We start from the raw sequence: 20,561 nt of genomic DNA on the forward strand, positions 1-20,561 counted from the left end.
GATGCTATCTATCTAAATCTTTTATATATTTAGATAAAAATTGTGCAACACCTATTGGAGACGCTTTCATACCAGTCTTTCCTTCCTTCCATTGAGCTGGACAAACTTCACCATTTTGTTCATGAAAATTTAAAGCATCTACCATACGTAACATCTCATCAATATCACGTCCTAGTGGAAGATCATTAATTACTTGATGACGTATAATCTGGTTCTCATCTATTAAAAAAGAAGCACGGAATGCTACACCTTCTACTGAATATTCTACTCCATATCCTTTACAAATCTCATGTTTAATATCAGCAACTAAAGGATACTTCACTGGACCAATACCACCATCCTTAATAGCTATCTTACGCCACGCATTATGAGAAAACTGAGAATCTATAGATACACCAATTACCTCTACACCTTTTTCTTTAAAAAGATGAAACCGTTTATCAAATGCAATCAGCTCTGATGGACAAACAAAAGTAAAATCCATCGGATAAAAGAAAAGAACTGATTTCTTACCTTTCGTAAATTCAAAAAAATTAAAATCATTAATAATTTCTCCATTTCCTAACACTGCTGCTGAAGTAAAATCAGGAGCCTTGCATCCAACTAATACCATTTTTTATCTCCTAAATATAAATAAATAACCAAGGAATAATATAACTTAAGCATATCCCCTTCCTTTTATTATATTGTATCAGAAGATTATGATACAGTTCGTAGCACTTAAAGACTAGTAACACTAAACAAAATACGACATTTTAGTGATACCGATAGAAAATATTATGAAATATTCTAGCTTACTTACCTGTATTGTTCCTCTCATTGTATCATGTTCTTCTATTCAGCAAGAAACACAGATTAACTTTTCACCTCAAATAATACTAAATAAAATTTACCCAACTAAAAAGAATACTTTTTTTTAATAAGCAAAGATACAAGGCTAACACAGTACATTGGATTAGTTGAAAAATCTTTTTTTAATTCTAAAAAAAACTTATCCATACTAAACAAAACATACGTATCACTGTTGAAAACCTCCTTATAACACAATTCAACGCACAAGGATTTCATCACCAAATAAACAGCCAAAATATAATTGAAATGGAAATTCAAGAAGTGCTTATCAGACTAAAAAGACATATGTTACAAAATAGAATAAATGCTAAATCAACCATTCTGATCACCGCTAAAACACCGATAGGTAAATTAATAAAGACTTACAATGCTAAAATAGAAAGAACATTCGTTCTTAATGAAGTAAATAATACAATTGAAACAATACTAAACGAAATGATAAGTATAGTTTTAATGAAAATATATACTGATTATGAATTACAAGACTATATGAGAAAATATTTCTAACTATTTTTCATATCATACGAATGCATATTTTTTATTAGATTTTATCTAATAAAAAATGAAGATGTATTATCCATAGTAGATTTGTCTGTTAAATAATTTTATTACAGTTAACTGTTCCATCAAATAATTATTACAAAATAATTCTGCTTTTTCAGTAAAATCGTTGATGTTACATATCAAGTTTTTTAGTAGTAATACAATTTTTATTAATAAAAATGCTATACTCAAGCAAAATATCATTCAGGAAGAATATTTATGATCATTGTAACTGGTGGTGCTGGTATGATTGGTAGCAATATTATTAAAGCACTCAACAGAAGAAATATAACAAATATTTTAGTTGTAGATGATTTTAAAAATGGCAAAAAATTTCGAAATCTAGTAGACCTTGATATTAGTGACTATCTAGACCGTAATGATTTTTTATTGAAAATTACAGCTAACAAAAAAACTTTAGGTCAAATTGACGCTATTTTTCATGAAGGTGCATGCGCTGTAACTACAGAATGGGATGGTCACTACATGATGTTGAATAACTATGAGTATTCAAAAAAGCTACTTCATTATTCATTAGAATATAAAATTCCTTTCCTCTATGCATCTTCATCTGCTACTTACGGTAAAAAAAAGGTATTTATTGAAAATAAAGAATATGAAGGAGCTATTAATATTTATGGATACTCTAAGCAACAATTTGATAATTATGTTCGAAAAATATGGGAAACATCTAAAATTAATAATGAAAAGTTATCACAAATAACTGGCTTTCGTTACTTTAATGTTTATGGACCTCATGAACAACATAAAAATTCAATGGCTTCAATTATTTTTCATTTTAATCGTCAAATAAATTCAGGAGAAACTTTAAAAATATTTGAAGGTAGTAAAAAATTTCAACGAGATTTTGTATATGTAGAAGATGTAGCTGAAGTCAATTTATGGTTTATGAAAAATAAAATATCTGGTATTTTCAATGTAGGAACAGGCAAGGCCACATCGTTTTATAACATAGCTAAAACAATGGTTGAATACTATGGAAAAGGTGAGATTGAAACTATTCCATTTCCAGAACATTTAAAAGATTCTTACCAAAGTTTTACTGAAGCAAACTTAACAAAACTTCGTTCAATTGGTTGTAAGCATAAATTCAAAACAGTCAAAGAAGGTATATTAGAGTATATGAAAATTATTAATAGGAAATAAATTTCCTGATTTTTTTGGGAATAAATAAAGAGGAAATAAATTTTTTAATTAACAAAATGCTTTTTTGTTATACCTAATTTTAGTGCTAATGATGATGCAATATAAATTGAAGAATAGGTACCAATAATGATACCAAGACAAAGGGCAATCGCAAAACCATGAAACGTAGTACCACCATATGTGAATAATGCGATAACTACGAATAAGGTAGTTCCAGAAGTAATCAAAGTACGATTTAGTGTTTGAGTGATTGAATTATTGATTATGTCATCTGGCGACAAGGTTAAATTTGGTTTGTAATTGCAGTTTTCTCGAATGCGATCAAAAATAACAACAGTATCATTAAGTGAATATCCAATTACTGTTAGCAACGCTGCAATAATTGTCAAATCGACCTCAATTTGCATTATAGAAAATATACCTAGTGTGATTATCAAGTCATGCACTAACGCTAATATAGCTCCTATTGCTAGACGCCATTCAAAACGAATTGAAACGTACAATAATATGCAGATTAATGAAAAAATTATAGCAAGAATACCAGATTCTTTTAATTCATTACCTACAACTGGCCCAATAAATTCAACCCGGCGAATTTTTACGTTTTCATCATTACCATGTTTAAGAGCATTCAGGACTTGAATTCCTAAATCCTGATTATGATCTGACTGAAACCGGATCATTATATCATGAGAAGAACCTAAATGTTGCACAATTACATTATTATTAAAAAAATCTTTTTCATTTAAAATAGACCGTACGCTAGCTAAATTCACTGGATTTTTAAATCTAACTTCAACTAATGTACCACCAGTAAAATCTAAACCTAAATTTAACTGCCTAGTTAAAATAGAGAAAATAGAAATAACTATTATTGAGATAGAGAAAAAAGATGAAACCTTTATCCAACGCATAAAGTCTATGCTCTTTCTTTCTAATTTCATAATTTGAAACATTATAGCTCCTAATTTTAGATAGAAAGTTTACTAATATTTCTACTACCATAAAGCAAATTTACAATACAACGTGTACCTATAATTGCTGTGAACATTGAAGTTAAAATACCAATCGATAATGTTATAGCGAAACCTTTTATTACGCCAGTACCAATAACAAATAAAACTACTGCAGTAATTAATGTTGTTAAATTAGCATCAGTAATAGTACTAAATGCATTTTTATAACCATAGTGAATAGCTTGCTGAGGATTACAACCATTACGTAACTCTTCTCTAATTCTTTCAAATATTAATACGTTAGCATCAACTGCCATACCAACAGTTAATAGAATACCTGCAATGCCTGGTAATGTCATAGTTGCACCAGGTATCATTGACATTATTCCAATAATCAGAACTAAATTGCTAACTAGTGCTATATTTGCAATCAAGCCAAACTTACGGTAATAAAATAAGGTAAATAATATCACTGACAAAAACCCACAAACGCATGCCATAATCCCTTTTTTTATATTTTCCTTACCCATAGAGGCACCAATAGTACGTTCTTCAATAATTGAAATAGGGGAATTTAAAGTTCCAGCACGAAGTAACAAAGCAAGGTTTCGTGCTTCTGAAATAGAGCGGATACCAGTAATACGAAAATTACGTCCTAACACTGATTGTATGCTTGCTTGATTAATAATCTTTTCATGCTTAGTTAAAATTCTTTTTTCAGAAAATTTATCAATATCGCTCTCATATTCGGTAAATACAGTTGCTATTAATTTCCCAATATTATGACGGGAGAATGTTAGCATTTTTTCTCCACCCTGTTGATCTAATGAAATATTTACCTCGGGACGACCATATTGATCTACAATTGCATTAGCATCAATAATACTTGAACCATCTAGAATAACAGCTTTTTTTAATACTATAGGATAACCGTGCTGGTCTTGTTTAATTTCACTATCCATTGGCACTTTATTAACAGAAAAAGTTTCATCATTATCAACCTCACGAAATTCAAGAACAGCTGTTGCACCTAGAATTTGTTTTGCATGTGCTATATCTTGTACGCCTGGTAACTCAACCACAATCCGACTTAATCCTTGTCGGTAAACTAATGGTTCTGAAACTCCTAGCTCATCAATTCGATTACGTAAAATAACAATATTCTGTTCAACCGCATTATTACGAATTTCTTTTAAATAACCTTCAGTAAAAGTGGCTAATATTGAAAAACGATTATCAATACTTGAATCAATAAAGGTCATATTAGGGTATTTTAACTTAAGCGATTGTTTTGCTTTAATTAATTGCTTCTTATCATAAAATAAAATCTCTAATGAACTTTTATTATCTAAAAGATGAATTCTCTGGTACCGAACCTTTTTTTCACGTAATTCACTACGGAATTCTTCTTTTCTTTGAGTAGTAATCTTCATTATTCCTTCATCAATCTCGACTTCCATTAAAAAATGGACACCTCCACGAAGATCTAAACCAAGCTTCATTGGATTTGCGCCAATTGCTTTCAACCAATTAGGTGAAGAGGAAACAAGCTTTAAAGAAACAATTTGATTTTTACCAAGTACTTCACTGATAATTTTTCGAGCATCACTTTGGTTATTCTCATCATTAAAAAAATTAACAAGAATTGCCCCATCCTTTATAGAAATAGACTTATAAGCAAGATTATGCTGACTTAGGGAAGAACGAATAGTATCTACTAACGATAAATCTAAAGGTACTCCTTGTTTCTCTTTGATTTGAATAGAAATACTCTCACTATATAGATTTGGAAGTGCATATAAAGATATAATAGAAAATAGGAAAAGTACTAATAAATATTGCCATAATGAATAACGATTGAGCAAATCCTCCTCCCACAAAACTATTCTATAAAGATTTTAATGTCCCTTTTGGTAATAAGGTAGTAATAAAACTTTTCTGAATAAGAACTTCATTATTCTCATTTAATTTAATTGAAACACAATCACTATTTTCTGATATTTTTATTATTTTACCAACTAATCCACCACTTGTAAGTACTTCATCACCTTTAGTAATTGAGGAGATAAGTTTTTTATGCTCTTTAATGCGTTTAGATTGAGGACGGTAAATTAAAAAGTAGAAAACTAAAGCAAATACACCTAGCATGATCAACATTTCATAACCAGAACCAGATGTATAGCCTTTTGCCTCTGCATGAACTTGAGGAATAAACATTTATTTTCACCAGTATTTCTCATGGCAACCTAGATTGGGTCTTAATTTTAACTTTTCAAGGAATATAAATCTCTAATTGTGATCAATATTCAAAAAAATAGGATGAATAGATAGCTCTTTTAAAATTCATTGCTAATTAAATTCTGGTACGTTTTTATTTTGAGACAAATAAAAATTTTCTACAAATAAATTAAAATAATTTTCATTAATTGCTCTACGAATATCTTTCATTAAACGTTGATAATAATGCAAATTATGGATAGTATTTAAACGCATACCTAATATTTCTTTGCAACGATCTAGATGATGTAAATAAGATATTGAATAATTTTGGCAAGTATAACAATCACAATTTGGATCAATTGGCTTGTTATCCATTTTATGTTTTGCATTACGAAGTCTGATTATACCAGTATCTATAAATAAATGACCATTACGGGCATTTCTTGTTGGTATAACACAGTCAAACATATCAACTCCACGACGAACACCCTCAACTAAATCTTCAGGTTTCCCTACTCCCATCAAATAACGCGGTTTATTTTCTGGAAGTAAAGTACAAGTATGATCTAGTACACGATACATGACAGATTTAGATTCTCCTACAGACAAACCACCAATGGCGTAACCATCAAAACCAATCTTTACTAATTCTTTAACTGAAATATCACGTAACTCATTATAAATACTACCTTGGACAATTCCAAATAATGAGTTGGTATTACCAATCTTATTAAAATGAATACGAGAGCGCTGTGCCCAACGTAACGACATTCTCATTGAGTTATTTGCATCCTCATATGTTGTTGGGTAAGGTGTACATTCATCGAAAATCATTACAATATCGGAACCCAAGTTTTTTTGAATTTCCATAGATTTTTCAGCACTTAAAAAAATCTTATTACCATTTACTGGATTACGAAAATAGACACCATCTTCAGTTACTTTACGAATAGCAGAAAGACTAAATACCTGAAAACCACCAGAATCGGTTAAAATAGGACGCTTCCAGTTCATAAAATGATGCAAATCACCATGCATCTTTATTACATCTTGACCAGGTCTCAACCATAAATGGAAAGTATTACCGAGCAAAATTTCAGCACCTGTGTTTTTTATTTCCTCTGGGGTTACTCCTTTAACAGTCCCGTAAGTACCAACAGGCATAAATGCAGGAGTTCTCACTATATCACCATATTTAAAGGTTAGTTGACCAAGTCGTGCTTTATTGTTTTTTTCTTTAGTTCATATTTCAAGTTCTTCACAAATCCATAATCTATTCTTAAATTATTGATATCTCATTAAATAATGACGGTATAAAAAAGTTTAATCTATACAAGTTTTTCTAGTAGCGAACATTGAATCACCATAACTAAAAAAACGATATCTATTCTTTACTGCATATTGATAAGCAGACATAACATGATTATAACCAGATAATGCACTTACTAACATGATCAAAGTTGATTTGGGCAAATGAAAATTAGTAACTAAACAATCTACCAGTTGATACTTATAACCTGGAAAAATAAAAATTTTCGTATCGCCACAAAATGGCATCAAATCGGTGTTTTTTTTTAAAGCATTTTGCGCAACACTTTCTAAAGAACGTGCAGAAGTAGTACCAATAGCAATAATACGACCTCCTCGTGCTTTAGCAGAACGAATAGCATCAATTGTAATCTTTTTTACTTCAACATACTCTGAATGCATTTTATGTTCATTAATTTTATCTACTTTTACTGGATAAAATGTACCAGAACCAATGTGTAAGGTTACATAAGCGAATTTAATACCTTTTTTTTTTATTTTTTCAAGAAAAACCTCATCAAAATGCAAACCTGCTGTTGGCGCTGCAACTGCTCCTAACTTTAGATTATAAACTGTTTGGTAACGTTCCTTATCAATAGCTGTATCTAATCGAGAAATATACGGTGGAAGCGGAACATGACCAATATGATTTAGAACATTTAATACCGATTCTCCATTATTGAAACAAAGCTTAAATAGTGCACTATGGCAATCAATAACTTCAACCTCATATTCATCATTTTTACCTAAAAATAACGTACTGGAAATCTTAGGCAATTTGGAACAGTACACGTGTGCAAGAACAGTACTTCTATTTAATATTCGCTCGATTAAAACTTCCAGTTTCCCACCAGTTTTTTTTCGACCAAACATGCGGGCTGGCATAACACGGGTATTATTAAATACCATTAGATCTCCTTGTCTAACTAAATCTAAAAGTGCTGTAAATGAACTATCTCTCAATGAGCCAGTATTGCCATTTAACTGTAAAAGTCGACTAGCTGTTCGTTTTCTTTTTGGATATTGAGCAATCAAATCATTAGGAAGTTCAAAATAAAAATCAGAAACTCGCATATGTATATCTCATTTGATTATAAAAAAATAATTGGTGATATGACATTACTATAATCATGACATTGCTATTTAAAATAAAATAATAGACAATGATTAATAAACCCTTATTGGTTAAAAACCTCAAAGTAAGAGTATTTGTACCAAAATGCTTAACTTTCATAAAAATAAACTTATTCATAATACTTTAACATGGAAAAATGTTATAGGTTCTGAAAAACAAGCTAATTATTTTAAACAGATGATGAAGTTTATTTCAAAAGAACGAAAAAATGGAAAGCTTGTTTTTCCATCAGATAAAGATGTATTTAATGCATTTAAATTTACAAAATTTAGTGACGTTAAAGTTGTCATTCTTGGCCAAGATCCATACTACGGAAAAAATCAAGCTCATGGATTGAGTTTTTCCGTACCACCTGGTGTAAATATACCACCATCACTTATAAATATATATCAAGAACTTGCACAAGATATTAAACATTTTCAAATTCCTAAGCATGGTTTTTTAAAAAATTGGACTAAACAAGGAGTCCTTTTATTAAATACTATTCTTACTGTAGAAGAAAAAAAACCGCATTCTCATTCAAATATTGGTTGGGAAATATTTACAGATAAAGTAATTCAAGCTTTGAGTGAACAAAGTCAAGGAATAATATTTTTACTATGGGGGAATTATGCAAAAAAAAAAGGAACTATTATCAAACGAGATAGACATTATATTCTTGAAGCCGCTCACCCATCACCACTTTCAGCTCATCAAGGTTTTTTTGGTTGCAAACATTTCTCTAAAACAAACAGATTACTTATTAATCAAAAGAAACAACCAATTAATTGGCATTTGCCATTAATAACTTAAGATTATTCAAAAATACACTTATCTATTTTAACTGAAAACTAATCTGGTGTAGAAACTAAGTTAGTATATAACCATTTAATCTCATTTTTAAATTGAAGTTCACATTCTTTACGAGTAGATAATTGAAATTGATTCATGCAGTCTTTCCAAGACCATTGTTGAATAATCTTAAGCAATGTAAGTTTTCCAACATATACAAACTTTTCTTGTGGCAATGTATTAATAAGGTTTTTAATTTGAGAAGCAATACTATCGAAATTGCCTCCACCTTCTAAGTAATTACTAATTAAAAAATTAAGCTTTATATTAATAAATTTAGAGGATTTACGAGTATGACTCGCTATTTCTGATAGAAGGAGAAGAACTATACTAGAATCGAGTGTTTTTAGTGAACAAGTTAGAAAATAATCAATACTACATTTAAAAAAATCCCTAGCCTCACCTAACCAAGGTGAGTTTTCAGCTCTTACCATGATCAGAGAATAACAACCACTTACTTTATCTATTTTTGAACTTATTTTAATAGGCACAAACTTATTCCTTAACCAAAATCTGATAAGTTCGCTAGTAGCACCAAAACTTGTTGAAATATAATTAACAGTAGTTTGTTTATATAATATTTGAATTGCTTTACTACCAATACCAAGTCTCTGATAATTCGGATGTACTGCAATACGCATGATACGTAAACTTTTTTGGCGAGCTGCTTCAGAAATCCCAATATCCTTGGCGAGAATAGAAGATACTAATTTCCCTTTAGGACGATACTCCCCTAATTGTATTTTCTTAATTAAATCATCTTCTACTCCCCCTTCTTCTACCACAAGCATACAACCAACAAACACATCTAATGCAAACATCATATACATATGCATGCTATCATCTCGTAAAAACAAAAATAGGTCATTTGGAGAAGTTTTATAATGAGCACTAACCAATAATGCAAAACAATTTTTAAACCTTTCAAACTGAGTAAATAAATTGTTTTTATTAAATTTAAGTAACTTCAATTTATCTATATTAATAAGCTTTTGCTTATTAATATATAACTCTGCATTTAATAAAAATGTCTGATATTGCCATCTTTCTAAAAAATCCTCTTGTGTCCACCTGATTGGACAATTAAGATGCAAATGAAAAGTCTTAGAGCGATAAGATTTTAACCATGTTAAAAATTTTAAACTGAATCCTCTTCCTGAACCTTCATAACCATGAATTGTGCTTGAAAAAATAATACGACAGTATAATTTAGCCATGGTTTTTAGCATTGAAATTGGAATAGCCGCTGCTTCATCTACGACTAAAAAATTACATTTAATTTTACTATGAAGCAATTCATATGGAGAAACAAAAAGAAGAGATGACTTTTGATAAATTAAGTTATATTTGGTTTTCTTGGTACTATCTAACTTCGCTAAAGCATGTTGAAAAACAACATTTATAGAAGATATTGACGGTGCTGTTATCAATATCTTAATTGAACGCGATTTCATTAAGTTAGCGGCAGCTATTCCTAGCGCTGCACTCTTTCCTCTTCCTCTATCAGAGGTTAAAATTAAAGGACGTTTATTATGACCTTCAACTACATGCATTATTTTATCAATAGCAATATATTGTTCTTGATAAATAGATATCGGTAAAGCCTGTGAAATAATCTTAGGCAATGAAGGAAAAGGTTTGTTTTGAGAAAGAACAATTAATCTATTTAAACTTCGTTCTAACCATACCTTATCTAACGATTTAGATAATGACCTTTCTGGAAAAATAAATAATAAGCCACCACCAACCAAGGTCCCCAATACAGAATTAAAGCTGTTTGCATTAAAATCTTGAGAAAAATCACATATTAAAATCTGACACTCTTCTCCTAATAATCGACTACCTTCATTAAAAGCAACATATTTAGCTCCTGGAAGATATTGACCTCCTAATTGAAAAACTGTAGGGTTTTTATAACAATCTATAGCTTTTTTAATGCAAGAAAGACTCCAAAAATACTGACCATCAAGCACTATACCAAATCTATTCATTGTAGAAATGGCTTTCATTTGAAGAGCTATAAAATAATTATCTAATTTAGACATCAATAATCAAGCTTGATATTATATTTATAATAAATATAACTAATTGAATTAGAAAAGAAACTTATAATAATCTGATTTTTATATTGCCTTGCTCTGTATTATTTTTTACTAAACTGACCAAAAGTCACTCGATCATTCTGAGCATAATCTTTTTTAGTTAAAACTTTTTGATAACCTAACGATAGTAAAATATCTCTTACAGCCTTACCTTGATCGTAAGCATGTTCTAATATTAGCCAACCTAAATGTTCTAAATGAACTAGGCTATTTTTAGCTATATATTTAATATCAGATAACCCTTCATCATTTGCTACTAATGCACTAACAGGTTCAAAACGTATATCGCCTTGAGCTGAATATAAATCATCTTTCTTAAGATAAGGTGGATTAGAAACAATTAAAGAAAATTTGATATCATTATTAATTGCTTCAAACCAATTTCCTACAAAAAATTTTACATTGGTAATTCCTAATCTAGAAGCATTTTCAACAGCTAAAAGCTTAGCCTCTGGATTTATATCAATCCCGAAAATATCTCTTTTAGGCATCTCGAAAGCTAACACAAGCGCAATTATACCAACTCCTGTTCCTAAATCTAAAATAAACCCTTTTTGGTTATAAGTTTTATCTAAAGCAATTTCAATTAAAAGTTCAGTATCAGGACGAGGAATCAAGGTAGATGATGAAACTTTAAATGGAAGAGACCAAAATTCTCGCTCACCAACAATATATGCTATAGGTTCACCAGATAAACGCCTAGATAATAACTGATTAAACAAATAAAATTGGGAAGGCTTAAGTAATCGATTAGGCCAAGTAAACAGGTAAGAACGCGATTTAACCAAAACATAACTAAGCAATATGCTAGCATCAAGATAAGGAGAACTGCTCCCACTTTTTCGAAGCTGATTCACCGCGAATTTTAGTGTTAATTCAATATTTGGGAAAGAAATTATTTTAGTTTTCATTTGATAAAGAAGCTAATTGATCAGTTTGATACTCTCGAATCAGTGGTTCAATTAAACTTTGCAAGTTCCCCTCCATCACTTCATTTAAACAATACAGTGTTAAATTAATTCGATGATCTGATACACGGCCTTGTGGATAGTTATATGTACGAATACGATCACTTCGATCTCCAGAACCTAATAAATCCCGACGAGTATTCGATACTTGTTCAGCACGCTTTATCTCCTGAGCTCGTATAATACGTGCCACTAATACTGACATTGCTTTTGCTTTATTTTTATGCTGTGAACGCTCATCTTGACATTCAACAACTATCCCTGTTGGAAGATGCGTAAGGCGAACAGCAGAATCAGTGGTATTAACGTGCTGACCACCTGCTCCAGATGCACGAAATGCATCAAATTTTAAATCACTACTTTTAATTTCTGGAAAATCTGATTTTGGAATTTCAGGCATAATTACTACTGTACATGCAGAGGTATGAACACGACCTTGAGATTCAGTTTCAGGTATACGTTGTACACGATGTCCTCCAGATTCAAATTTCATCATACCATAAGCACCATCTCCGCTTATTTTAGTAATTATCTCTTTATAACCACCGTGTTCTGATTCGGAACAAGTTATGATATCTAATGTCCAACCTCGCTTCTCAGAAAATTTTGAATACATACGAAAAAGATCACCTGCAAAAATTCCTGACTCATTACCTCCTGCACCTGCACGAATTTCTAAAAAGCAATTGCAATTGTCATTAAGCTCTTTTGGTAGTAATAAAATCTTTAGTCTATTTATTAAATCAGCAATGATTGCTTTTGTTTTTCTAACTTCCTCTTCAAACATAATACGAATATCTTCATCATCTTCATTATCCATTTGTTGAATGGAAATAAGTTCCTCTTGAACTGATTGATATTGTTGAAAACACTGAACTACCTCATCTAACTGAGAATATTCTTTTGAGAGAGTACGAAATTTATGCTGATTAGTGATAATGCTAGGCTTACTAAGCAAGTGTTGAAGTTTTTTATGGCGTTCAACAAGAATTTTAAGCTTTACTAAAATAGAAGATTTCATATATTTTCATGTTTAAAGAATCTTAATTATAATAATAAAAGTCTTCAAGACCTAAACTTTTTCTAATTATAACCAAATTAGAAGATTCACCCCGTTCTGCCGCATTTTGTAATGCTCGAGTTGGAGCATGGATAAGTTTGTTAGTTAATTTATTGCTAAATTCCATTAATACCCTCTCAGGGTCACTCCCAGCTGCAAGGGATTGTAAACTTCTATTAAGTAAATCCTGGCGAATATCATTTGAAAATTTACGATATTCTCTAATACTATCCACAGCTTGCAATGAGCGAATCCTAGTCGTAAACCTGTCACTCTCTTCATTAATTATTGATTCAGCTTGAATTGATTCAACCTCTCTTTGTTTTATGTTACTATCAACTATTAACTTTAAATCATCAATTGAATAAAGATATACATTATCAAGCACTGCTACTTGAGATTCAATATCTCTTGGAACAGCTATATCAACTAATAACATTGGTTGATATTTTCTAATTTTCAAAGCTGTTTCTATCAGCCCTTTACCTAATATCGGTAAGGGGCTTGCAGTAGAACTAATAACAATATCAGCCCTAGGTAAATATTCTGGAATTTCAGCGAGGCTAATAGCATAAGCACTAAATTTCTCTGATAACTTCAAAGCATTTTTAAGTGTTCTGTTAGCAATAATTATTTTTTTACAACCATTAGCTAAGTACTTTGCTACAAGCTGAATATTCTCTCCCGCTCCAACTAATAAGATCGTGGAATTTGACAATGATTCAAAAATATGCTTAGCCAAAGTACATGCAGCATAAGCAATGGAGACTGCATTAAAACCTATTTCAGTTTCTGTACGAACTCGCTTAGCAACAAAGAATGTTTTTTGAAAAAGTTTTTCCATCAATGAATTCACTGTACCAAATTTACGCGCGTAAGAATAAGCTTTTTTTACTTGCCCTAAAATTTGTGGTTCACCTAATACTAAAGAATCTAAACCACAAGATACTCGCATTAAGTGTTTAATTGTTGCTTGCTCCTCATAAATATAAATACTAGATTTAAGTTCATTTGGAGAAATATTATGAAACCGAAAGAACCAATCAACAACTCTCTCTTTAGTACTTGCTTTTAGATCACAATAAATCTCACTGCGATTGCAAGTAGATAAAATAACACTACTATTGACACAAGGATTGACATTCAGTTGCTTTAACGCAACTGATAGTCTGCAAGGTTCAAAAACCATCCTTTCACGTAATTCTACAGGAGCTGTATTGTGACTAATTCCAATAACAAGCAATGGCATGTAATTTAGATTCTCTGTTCGAAATAGGAACAAGTACAAGATTCTACTTGATACCTAGTTTGATTAAAAGAGTCTAACTAATTAGTTTTACTGAGTTCGTGATACCAATATATAATGTCGGTACTCTTTTCGCTATATTTTTATACATCAATTTAACAAATTAAACAGCAATGATCCACTGTAATCAGACCCTATCTTTAATAAGAATAATAACTTTAGTTCTTCTTTTAGTTGGTTGTAGCTCTAACAAGCAAGAGCAAGACTATGCTTCTATTCCATTGAAAAATAACCAGCAAAAAGTAGCTAAAATTAAAAATTATCAAGCTATTGGAAAACTAGTGTATAATTTAAAAGATAAAAAACAATCATGCAATTTTCAATGGAAGTATACTTTCCAAAATTCAAGTATAAAATTAATAAATTTCTTTGGGCAACCTATCTTAGGTCTAAATATCAAACCAGATTCTGCACAACTCAAAACATATTATAATAATAAAATATTCTTAGAAAAAAATACAACTACACTTTTTCGAAAACTAATAGGATTGAATATTCCACTAGAACAACTTCAATATTGGATAATAGGTAAACCAGAAGATGCTGATATATATCAAATGAATGAAAACAATATTCTTACATCATTATCTAAAAAAATAGATAAAAAACTTTGGCATGTATATTACTATAAATATCAAAATGTATCATTAGATGAACTAACATTGTTACTACCAAAAAAAATCCAAATTCGAAATGATAATATACAAGTTGATCTCATCATTTTGAAATGGATCTTAAACCAATGATCTTTAAAACTACCTATTGGCCATCTCCAGCTAAAATCAATTTATTCCTAAATATTATAGCTCGAAAAAAAAATGGCTATCATGAATTACAAACACTTATTCAATTTCTAGACTACAGCGATACATTAGCAATTAAAATCAATCGCTCTAATAGAATTCGAGTCTTTTCTGATATTAAAAAACTTAAAACTACAGAAAATTTGATTTGGAAATCAGCAATGGCATTGAAACAATATGCTAAGTGTAATTTTGGAGCTGATATTAAAATAAAAAAGATTCTTCCTATAGCTGCAGGCATCGGTGGTGGTTCTTCAAACGCTGCAACAATTTTAGTAGCATTAAATTTTTTATGGCATTTAGAATTAACTGATAATCAACTTGCAAATATAGGCCTAACTTTAGGCACTGATATACCAGTTTTTGTCTATGGTTTTTCTTCCTTTGTAGAAGGAATTGGAGAAAAACTTTCTCCAGCAACACCAAAAGAAAAATGGTATTTAATTGTAAAACCAAGCGTCAATATAGCTACTGTCGATATATTTACTCATCCACATTTAATTCGAGATACCCCGAAAGGGGAAATGATATCCTTATTGCGAGGGAATTATGTAAATGATTGTGAAAAAATTGTACGCATACTACATCCAAAGGTTGATAAACAACTTTTATGGCTGTTACAATACGCGCCTTCTAGGCTAACTGGAACAGGATCCTGCATATTTTCTGAATTTACCTATAAAAAAGAAGCAGAAGCTATTTTTTCAAAACTTTCGAAAAATGTTTCAGCTTTTATTGCTAAAGGAATCAATATTTCACCATTGAAAGAAACTCTAGCTAAATATCAATCAATTTATAATTAATATAAGATCTAATTTTGAGGTTTTCACCGTGAATAATATGAAGCTATTTGCTGGTAATGCAATACCTGAATTAGCCCAACGTATTGCTAATCGTTTATATACTTTTCTTGGTAATGCAACTGTAGAACGTTTTTCTGATGGTGAAATTGCTGTACAGATCAATGAAAATGTTCGCGGTGATGATGTATTCTTAATTCAATCTACTTGTGCACCAACTAATGATAATTTAATTGAGTTACTAGTCATGATCGATGCAATGCGTCGTGCTTCAGCAAGACGCATTACTGCAGTAATGCCATATTTTGGTTATGCTAGACAAGATCGTCGAGTTCGATCAGCACGTGTACCAATTACTGCAAAAGTAGTTGCAGATTTCTTAGGAAAAGTTGGCATTGATAGTATTTTAACTATCGATTTACATGCTGAACAAATTCAAGGGTTTTTCGATATGCCTGTAGATAATATATTTGGCACCCCTGTATTACTTGAAGATATGAAAAGCCGTTCATTGGAAAATCCAGTTGTGGTTTCACCAGATTTGGGAGGGGTTGTTCGTGCAAGAGCCACAGCTAAAGCACTCGGTGATATTGATATTGCAATTGTTGATAAACGTCGTCCAAGAGCTAATGTTGCTGAAGTAATGAATCTAATTGGTGATGTTCAAAATAGAGATTGTGTAATTGTTGATGATATTATTGATACAGCAGGAACTTTATGCAAAGCAGCTGAAGCACTAAAAAAATGTAATGCAAAACGTGTATTTGCCTATGCTACTCATGCTGTATTCTCGGGGAAAGCAACACAAAATATTAATAATTCATTATTGGACCAAGTAATTGTTACTGACTCCATTCCTCTTTCTAAAAAAATGCTTGAAACAGGGAAAATAACCACACTGAGCGTATCTCGTATGCTGGCTGAAGCCATTCGCCGAATCAATAATAATGAATCTATTTCAGAAATGTTCAATAGAAACTAAATTTTAGTTTCTTAATTCTTAAAGCCTTTTATGGAGACCTAGTATTTGGATCAAGAATTTAAACTTTTCGTTGGTCTTGCAAATCCTGGTGATAAATATATCCAAACAAGACATAATGCCGGATCATGGGTGTTAGAAAAACTAGCTAGTGTTCATAATATAACCCTTAAAAATGAAACAAAATTTTATGGATTAACTGGACAAATAATAGTTAATAATAAGAGAATACATCTTCTAATTCCAACTACATTTATGAATTTATCTGGCAAGGCTATTGCAGCTCTAGTTAAATTTTATCAAATTAATATAGAAGAAATTATGATCGCTCATGATGATCTAGATTTAAATCCAGGTATTGTAAAATTTAAGAAAGGAGGAAGTCACGGTGGTCATAACGGTTTGCGCGACATTATTAATAAACTTAATAACAAAGAATTTTACCGACTTAGAATTGGAATTGGTCGTCCAAAGGAACGAAATAAAGTTTCGAATTATGTTTTAAGCAAAGCATCTGATTCAGAACAGCATCTCCTAGGATTAGTTATAAATGAATCAGTACAAATTATTCATGTTTTACTAAAAGATGGATTGAGTAAAGCACAAAATTGTTTGCGTTCATTTAAAATCGAATAAAGTAAGGAGAAATTGATAATGGGATTTAAATGTTCTATAGTTGGCCTTCCTAACGTTGGCAAATCAACTTTATTTAATGCGCTAACTAAATCTAGTGTTGAAGCTGCTAATTTTCCATTCTGTACTATCGAATCAAATATTGGAGTTGTTCCTGTCCCAGATATTCGTCTACTCCAATTAAAAGAGATTATCAAACCAAAACGAACAATACCATCGACAATTAAGTTTGTTGACATCGCAGGCCTCATATCTGGTGCATCAAAAGGAGATGGACTTGGTAATGAATTTCTAGCTAATATCCGTGAAACTGATGCAATCAGCCATGTAGTACGATGTTTTGAAAATACAGATATAATTCATGTATCTGGGCAAGTTTCACCAATTAGGGATATTGAAATTATTAATCTTGAACTTGCCTTAGCCGATCTAAATTTTTGTGAAGCTACAATTCAACGATATAAAAAAAAATGGAAATCTCATGACCAAAAAAATATAAAGTATGAGTTAACCATATTAGAAAAATTACTGCCTGTTCTGTCAGAAGGGGAAATGGCAAGCACTGCCAATTTATCAAAAGATGAAGTATCTACTATAAGTTATTTAAACTTTTTAACCTTAAAACCAATCATGTATATAGCTAATGTTAGTGAAAATAGATTTAAAAATAATCCATATTTGGATATGGTTAAAAAACATGCAGAAAAAGAAAATAATATTGTAGTGCCTATTTGTGCCAATGTAGAATCAGAAATATCTCAATTAGATGATAAATATCATAAAGAATTTTTAGAAAATATGGGTATTGAGGAACAGGGATTAAATCGAGTAATTCGTTCTGGCTATGACTTATTAAATCTACAAACTTACTTTACAGCTGGGAAAAAAGAACTACGAGCATGGACTATACCTATAGGAACAACAGCTCAAAAATCAGCTGGTAAAATTCATACTGATTTCGAAAAAGGTTTCATTCGTGCAGAAGTCATTAGCTATAATGACTTCATTCAATATGGTAGTGAATATACTTCTAAAAATGCTGGAAAATTGCGTCTTGAAGGTAAAGATTACATAGTCCAAGATGGAGATATCATTTATTTTCGATTTAATGTATAAAAAATCAAAATAAGATTTTATATCTTGACTTTTAAAAAATTACAGGCATCATTAGTTCCCAATCTTGTATCATATTTATTAAAACAATGTTGACGAATCTAAAACAACTAAGCATAATGCGCCACATTTATATATAATAGTTGGGCTATCGCCAAGCGGTAAGGCACCGGCTTTTGATGCCGGCATTCCCTGGTTCGAATCCAGGTAGCCCAGCCATATCCCTACTGTTATGCAGTAGAAAAAATGGCTACTTAGCTCAGTTGGTTAGAGCACATCACTCATAATGATGGGGTCGCAGGTTCAAATCCTGCAGTAGCCACCATTTCTTTAATTATTGTTATAATAGACTTGGTCTACTATAACGATAGTACTTTTTTTGCTATGATTATTAATTATGTGCGCGGAAGTGGCGGAATTGGTAGACGCACCAGATTTAGGTTCTGGCGCCGAAAGGTGTGAGAGTTCAAGTCTCTCCTTCCGCACCACCATTTAGAAACTAAAAAAATATCACTATTGAAGTAACGTCATTAATGAATTTGGTAATTGTTTTGTTTGAGCCAATATTGCTGTTCCTACTTGCTGCAAAATCTTATATTTTGTTAAATTTGTTGTTTCTTTTGCAAAATCCGTATCTTTAATTCGACTATTTGATGCTTCAATATTTTCTTGAATGTTAATTAAATTATTTATACTATGCTCTAATCGATTCTGTTTTGCACCAAGATTGGCACGTTGAGCATCTATATAATTCAATGCTACATCAATAATACCCACTGAGTTTTGAGCGCCACCAACTGAACTGATATTAATATCCTGAACTGTTAAAAAAACACCTAAACCACCCTTTAATCCTAATTCATCTGCTAAATTACCAGAAATATTCAAATCATCTAATAAATTTAACTCAGAAGTAAATATTTGTAACTTCCCTTCTTCATTAACTGAAGCTTTTAATTTATTTGATTGTCCATTAATATATGTAGCTAATTCTTCAATATTATCACCCTTCTTAGCAAGAATATTAATAGTAATTAACTCATTAGTAGACCTGTCAATAAATTCAAACTGAATATCTTTGTTATCTTCTGGTACAATCCATTCTTTAATTTTACCCAATTCAGAAACAAAAAAACGTCCTCCCATATGAATATCATCAGCACGCATGCTTTTAAAATCTAAAATAATTGCTTCACCTGAACTAGCACCAATTTGAAAGGAGCCTTCTCTAAATGATCCATTTAATAATTTACGACCACCAAATGATGTTGTTTCTGCTATCCGGTTTAACTCATCTTGCAAAGCTAAAACTTCTTTATTTAATGCCTTACGTTCTAATACTGAATTAGCTCCATTTGCTGATTGAAGTGCTAAATCACGCATACGTTGTAAAATATTAGTTGATTCACTCATTGCCCCTTCAGCAGTTTGTATAATAGAAATTGCATCATTCGCATTTCTCATCGCAACATCAAGAGCACGTGATTGTGCCGTTAATCGATTAGAAATTTGTAACCCAGCTTCATCATTTTTTGCACTATTAATTCGATTTCCTGAAGATAAACGCTGCATAGAGATGTTTAATTTACTAATTGCTTTATTTAAATAATGCTGGGTAGTTAATGCTGAAATATTAGTATTTACTGTAATAGTCATTTCTTTAATTCTCTAGAAGAGATAAACATACTTCCACAAATTAAACTATCTCATTTAAAAATAATAACCACATTATACAAGCATTTTACTCAAAAACTCTATTATAAGTAAGTACGCTGTTTTTTTTAA

At 30.9% G+C, this 20,561-nt stretch carries 18 protein-coding genes, 3 tRNA genes and 1 pseudogene; 11 read left to right on the forward strand and 11 right to left on the reverse strand.

Annotation, left to right across the window (positions count from 1 at the left end):
• Nucleotides 1-4 precede the first annotated feature (4 nt).
• A complete protein-coding gene (locus O1U_RS01950; RefSeq protein WP_016503738.1) occupies nt 5-613 on the reverse strand; it encodes a peroxiredoxin C in 609 nt (202 codons plus the stop codon).
• A gap of 380 nt (nt 614-993) precedes the next feature.
• Between O1U_RS01950 and O1U_RS05010 the strand changes: the two genes are divergently transcribed.
• A complete protein-coding gene (locus tag O1U_RS05010; protein WP_081697377.1) occupies nt 994-1,359 on the forward strand; it encodes a YajG family lipoprotein in 366 nt (121 codons plus the stop codon).
• A 255-nt stretch (nt 1,360-1,614) separates the two neighbouring features.
• Nucleotides 1,615-2,562 carry an ADP-glyceromanno-heptose 6-epimerase gene (gene rfaD / locus O1U_RS01960; protein ID WP_016503739.1) on the forward strand — a complete coding sequence of 316 codons (948 nt, stop codon included), beginning with the start codon at nt 1,615-1,617 and terminating at the stop codon, nt 2,560-2,562.
• A 44-nt stretch (nt 2,563-2,606) separates the two neighbouring features.
• Here the strand turns inward: rfaD and secF are convergent, their stop codons facing one another.
• The 5 genes and pseudogenes from secF to queA form a co-directional block, all read right to left on the reverse strand.
• The gene (gene secF, locus O1U_RS01965) at nt 2,607-3,518 is read right to left on the reverse strand and encodes a protein translocase subunit SecF (protein WP_040356524.1); all 912 of its coding nucleotides are present in this window, start codon (nt 3,516-3,518) and stop codon (nt 2,607-2,609) included.
• Nucleotides 3,519-3,532: 14 nt separating this feature from the next.
• Nucleotides 3,533-5,383, reverse strand: a complete 1,851-nt coding sequence (secD, locus tag O1U_RS01970; RefSeq protein ID WP_034411625.1) for a protein translocase subunit SecD — start codon at nt 5,381-5,383, stop codon at nt 3,533-3,535.
• A gap of 22 nt (nt 5,384-5,405) precedes the next feature.
• Nucleotides 5,406-5,735: a preprotein translocase subunit YajC gene (gene yajC, locus O1U_RS01975; protein ID WP_016503742.1), complete on the reverse strand. Its 330-nt coding sequence runs from the start codon at nt 5,733-5,735 to the stop codon at nt 5,406-5,408.
• 132 nt (nt 5,736-5,867) lie between these two features.
• A pseudogene (tgt, locus tag O1U_RS01980) lies at nt 5,868-6,977 on the reverse strand (tRNA guanosine(34) transglycosylase Tgt); the annotation flags it as partial.
• Between the two features lie 84 nt (nt 6,978-7,061).
• The gene (queA, locus tag O1U_RS01985) at nt 7,062-8,120 is read right to left on the reverse strand and encodes a tRNA preQ1(34) S-adenosylmethionine ribosyltransferase-isomerase QueA (protein WP_016503744.1); all 1,059 of its coding nucleotides are present in this window, start codon (nt 8,118-8,120) and stop codon (nt 7,062-7,064) included.
• Between the two features lie 145 nt (nt 8,121-8,265).
• On the opposite strand from queA, the gene ung reads away from it, so the two are divergent.
• Entirely contained in the window at nt 8,266-8,973 is a 708-nt protein-coding gene (gene ung / locus O1U_RS01990) for a uracil-DNA glycosylase (protein ID WP_016503745.1), read from the forward strand.
• Nucleotides 8,974-9,011: 38 nt separating this feature from the next.
• On the opposite strand, the gene O1U_RS01995 is transcribed toward ung, so the two are convergent.
• From O1U_RS01995 to hemA, 4 genes are all read right to left on the reverse strand, one after another.
• A complete protein-coding gene (locus O1U_RS01995) occupies nt 9,012-11,057 on the reverse strand; it encodes a tRNA(Met) cytidine acetyltransferase TmcA domain-containing protein (RefSeq protein WP_016503746.1) in 2,046 nt (681 codons plus the stop codon).
• A gap of 98 nt (nt 11,058-11,155) precedes the next feature.
• Complete coding sequence (prmC, locus tag O1U_RS02000) at nt 11,156-12,025, reverse strand: peptide chain release factor N(5)-glutamine methyltransferase (protein WP_016503747.1); 870 nt, start codon at nt 12,023-12,025, stop codon at nt 11,156-11,158.
• Nucleotides 12,015-13,103 carry a peptide chain release factor 1 gene (gene prfA / locus O1U_RS02005; RefSeq protein ID WP_016503748.1) on the reverse strand — a complete coding sequence of 363 codons (1,089 nt, stop codon included), beginning with the start codon at nt 13,101-13,103 and terminating at the stop codon, nt 12,015-12,017. The genes prmC and prfA overlap by 11 nt, the downstream gene beginning before the upstream one ends.
• Nucleotides 13,104-13,125: 22 nt before the next feature.
• On the reverse strand, nt 13,126-14,391 hold the full coding sequence (gene hemA, locus O1U_RS02010) for a glutamyl-tRNA reductase (protein WP_016503749.1): 1,266 nt from the start codon (nt 14,389-14,391) through the stop codon (nt 13,126-13,128).
• A gap of 170 nt (nt 14,392-14,561) precedes the next feature.
• Between hemA and lolB the strand changes: the two genes are divergently transcribed.
• The 8 genes from lolB to O1U_RS02050 all read left to right on the forward strand — a co-directional run bounded on the left by lolB (nt 14,562) and on the right by O1U_RS02050 (nt 19,264).
• Entirely contained in the window at nt 14,562-15,194 is a 633-nt protein-coding gene (gene lolB / locus O1U_RS02015) for a lipoprotein insertase outer membrane protein LolB (protein ID WP_016503750.1), read from the forward strand.
• Nucleotides 15,176-16,054, forward strand: a complete 879-nt coding sequence (gene ispE / locus O1U_RS02020) for a 4-(cytidine 5'-diphospho)-2-C-methyl-D-erythritol kinase (RefSeq protein WP_081697378.1) — start codon at nt 15,176-15,178, stop codon at nt 16,052-16,054. Before lolB ends, ispE begins: the two co-directional genes overlap by 19 nt.
• Before the next feature lie 28 nt (nt 16,055-16,082).
• The gene (locus tag O1U_RS02025) at nt 16,083-17,033 is read left to right on the forward strand and encodes a ribose-phosphate pyrophosphokinase (RefSeq protein ID WP_034411620.1); all 951 of its coding nucleotides are present in this window, start codon (nt 16,083-16,085) and stop codon (nt 17,031-17,033) included.
• A gap of 45 nt (nt 17,034-17,078) precedes the next feature.
• A complete protein-coding gene (gene pth / locus O1U_RS02030; RefSeq protein ID WP_016503753.1) occupies nt 17,079-17,666 on the forward strand; it encodes an aminoacyl-tRNA hydrolase in 588 nt (195 codons plus the stop codon).
• Between the two features lie 18 nt (nt 17,667-17,684).
• Nucleotides 17,685-18,779: a redox-regulated ATPase YchF gene (gene ychF / locus O1U_RS02035; RefSeq protein WP_016503754.1), complete on the forward strand. Its 1,095-nt coding sequence runs from the start codon at nt 17,685-17,687 to the stop codon at nt 18,777-18,779.
• A gap of 141 nt (nt 18,780-18,920) precedes the next feature.
• Nucleotides 18,921-18,995, forward strand: a tRNA-Gln gene (locus O1U_RS02040).
• Between the two features lie 29 nt (nt 18,996-19,024).
• Nucleotides 19,025-19,101: transfer RNA gene (locus tag O1U_RS02045), tRNA-Met, on the forward strand.
• A gap of 78 nt (nt 19,102-19,179) precedes the next feature.
• Nucleotides 19,180-19,264 (forward strand) — tRNA-Leu (locus tag O1U_RS02050).
• A gap of 25 nt (nt 19,265-19,289) precedes the next feature.
• Here the strand turns inward: O1U_RS02050 and O1U_RS02055 are convergent.
• Nucleotides 19,290-20,432, reverse strand: coding sequence for a flagellin (locus O1U_RS02055; RefSeq protein WP_016503755.1), 1,143 nt, complete (start codon nt 20,430-20,432; stop codon nt 19,290-19,292).
• Nucleotides 20,433-20,561 lie beyond the last annotated feature (129 nt).

Origin of the sequence: Candidatus Photodesmus katoptron Akat1, assembly GCF_000478685.1 — a bacterium.
GTDB classification, from domain to species: domain Bacteria; phylum Pseudomonadota; class Gammaproteobacteria; order Enterobacterales; family Vibrionaceae; genus Vibrio; species Vibrio anomalopis.

Excerpts from the sequence above, each read along its gene's own strand:
- rfaD (WP_016503739.1), top strand. The coding sequence starts at position 1,615 with ATGATCATTGTAACTGGTGGTGCTGGTATGATTGGTAGCAATATTATT.
- ung (WP_016503745.1), top strand. The coding sequence starts at position 8,266 with ATGCTTAACTTTCATAAAAATAAACTTATTCATAATACTTTAACATGG.
- O1U_RS02055 (WP_016503755.1), bottom strand. The coding sequence starts at position 20,432 with ATGACTATTACAGTAAATACTAATATTTCAGCATTAACTACCCAGCAT.
- lolB (WP_016503750.1), top strand. The coding sequence starts at position 14,562 with ATGATCCACTGTAATCAGACCCTATCTTTAATAAGAATAATAACTTTA.
- ispE (WP_081697378.1), top strand. The coding sequence starts at position 15,176 with ATGGATCTTAAACCAATGATCTTTAAAACTACCTATTGGCCATCTCCA.
- prfA (WP_016503748.1), bottom strand. The coding sequence starts at position 13,103 with ATGAAATCTTCTATTTTAGTAAAGCTTAAAATTCTTGTTGAACGCCAT.
- queA (WP_016503744.1), bottom strand. The coding sequence starts at position 8,120 with ATGCGAGTTTCTGATTTTTATTTTGAACTTCCTAATGATTTGATTGCT.
- O1U_RS01950 (WP_016503738.1), bottom strand. The coding sequence starts at position 613 with ATGGTATTAGTTGGATGCAAGGCTCCTGATTTTACTTCAGCAGCAGTG.
- ychF (WP_016503754.1), top strand. The coding sequence starts at position 17,685 with ATGGGATTTAAATGTTCTATAGTTGGCCTTCCTAACGTTGGCAAATCA.
- yajC (WP_016503742.1), bottom strand. The coding sequence starts at position 5,735 with ATGTTTATTCCTCAAGTTCATGCAGAGGCAAAAGGCTATACATCTGGT.
- O1U_RS01995 (WP_016503746.1), bottom strand. The coding sequence starts at position 11,057 with ATGTCTAAATTAGATAATTATTTTATAGCTCTTCAAATGAAAGCCATT.
- prmC (WP_016503747.1), bottom strand. The coding sequence starts at position 12,025 with ATGAAAACTAAAATAATTTCTTTCCCAAATATTGAATTAACACTAAAA.
- secF (WP_040356524.1), bottom strand. The coding sequence starts at position 3,518 with ATGTTTCAAATTATGAAATTAGAAAGAAAGAGCATAGACTTTATGCGT.
- hemA (WP_016503749.1), bottom strand. The coding sequence starts at position 14,391 with ATGCCATTGCTTGTTATTGGAATTAGTCACAATACAGCTCCTGTAGAA.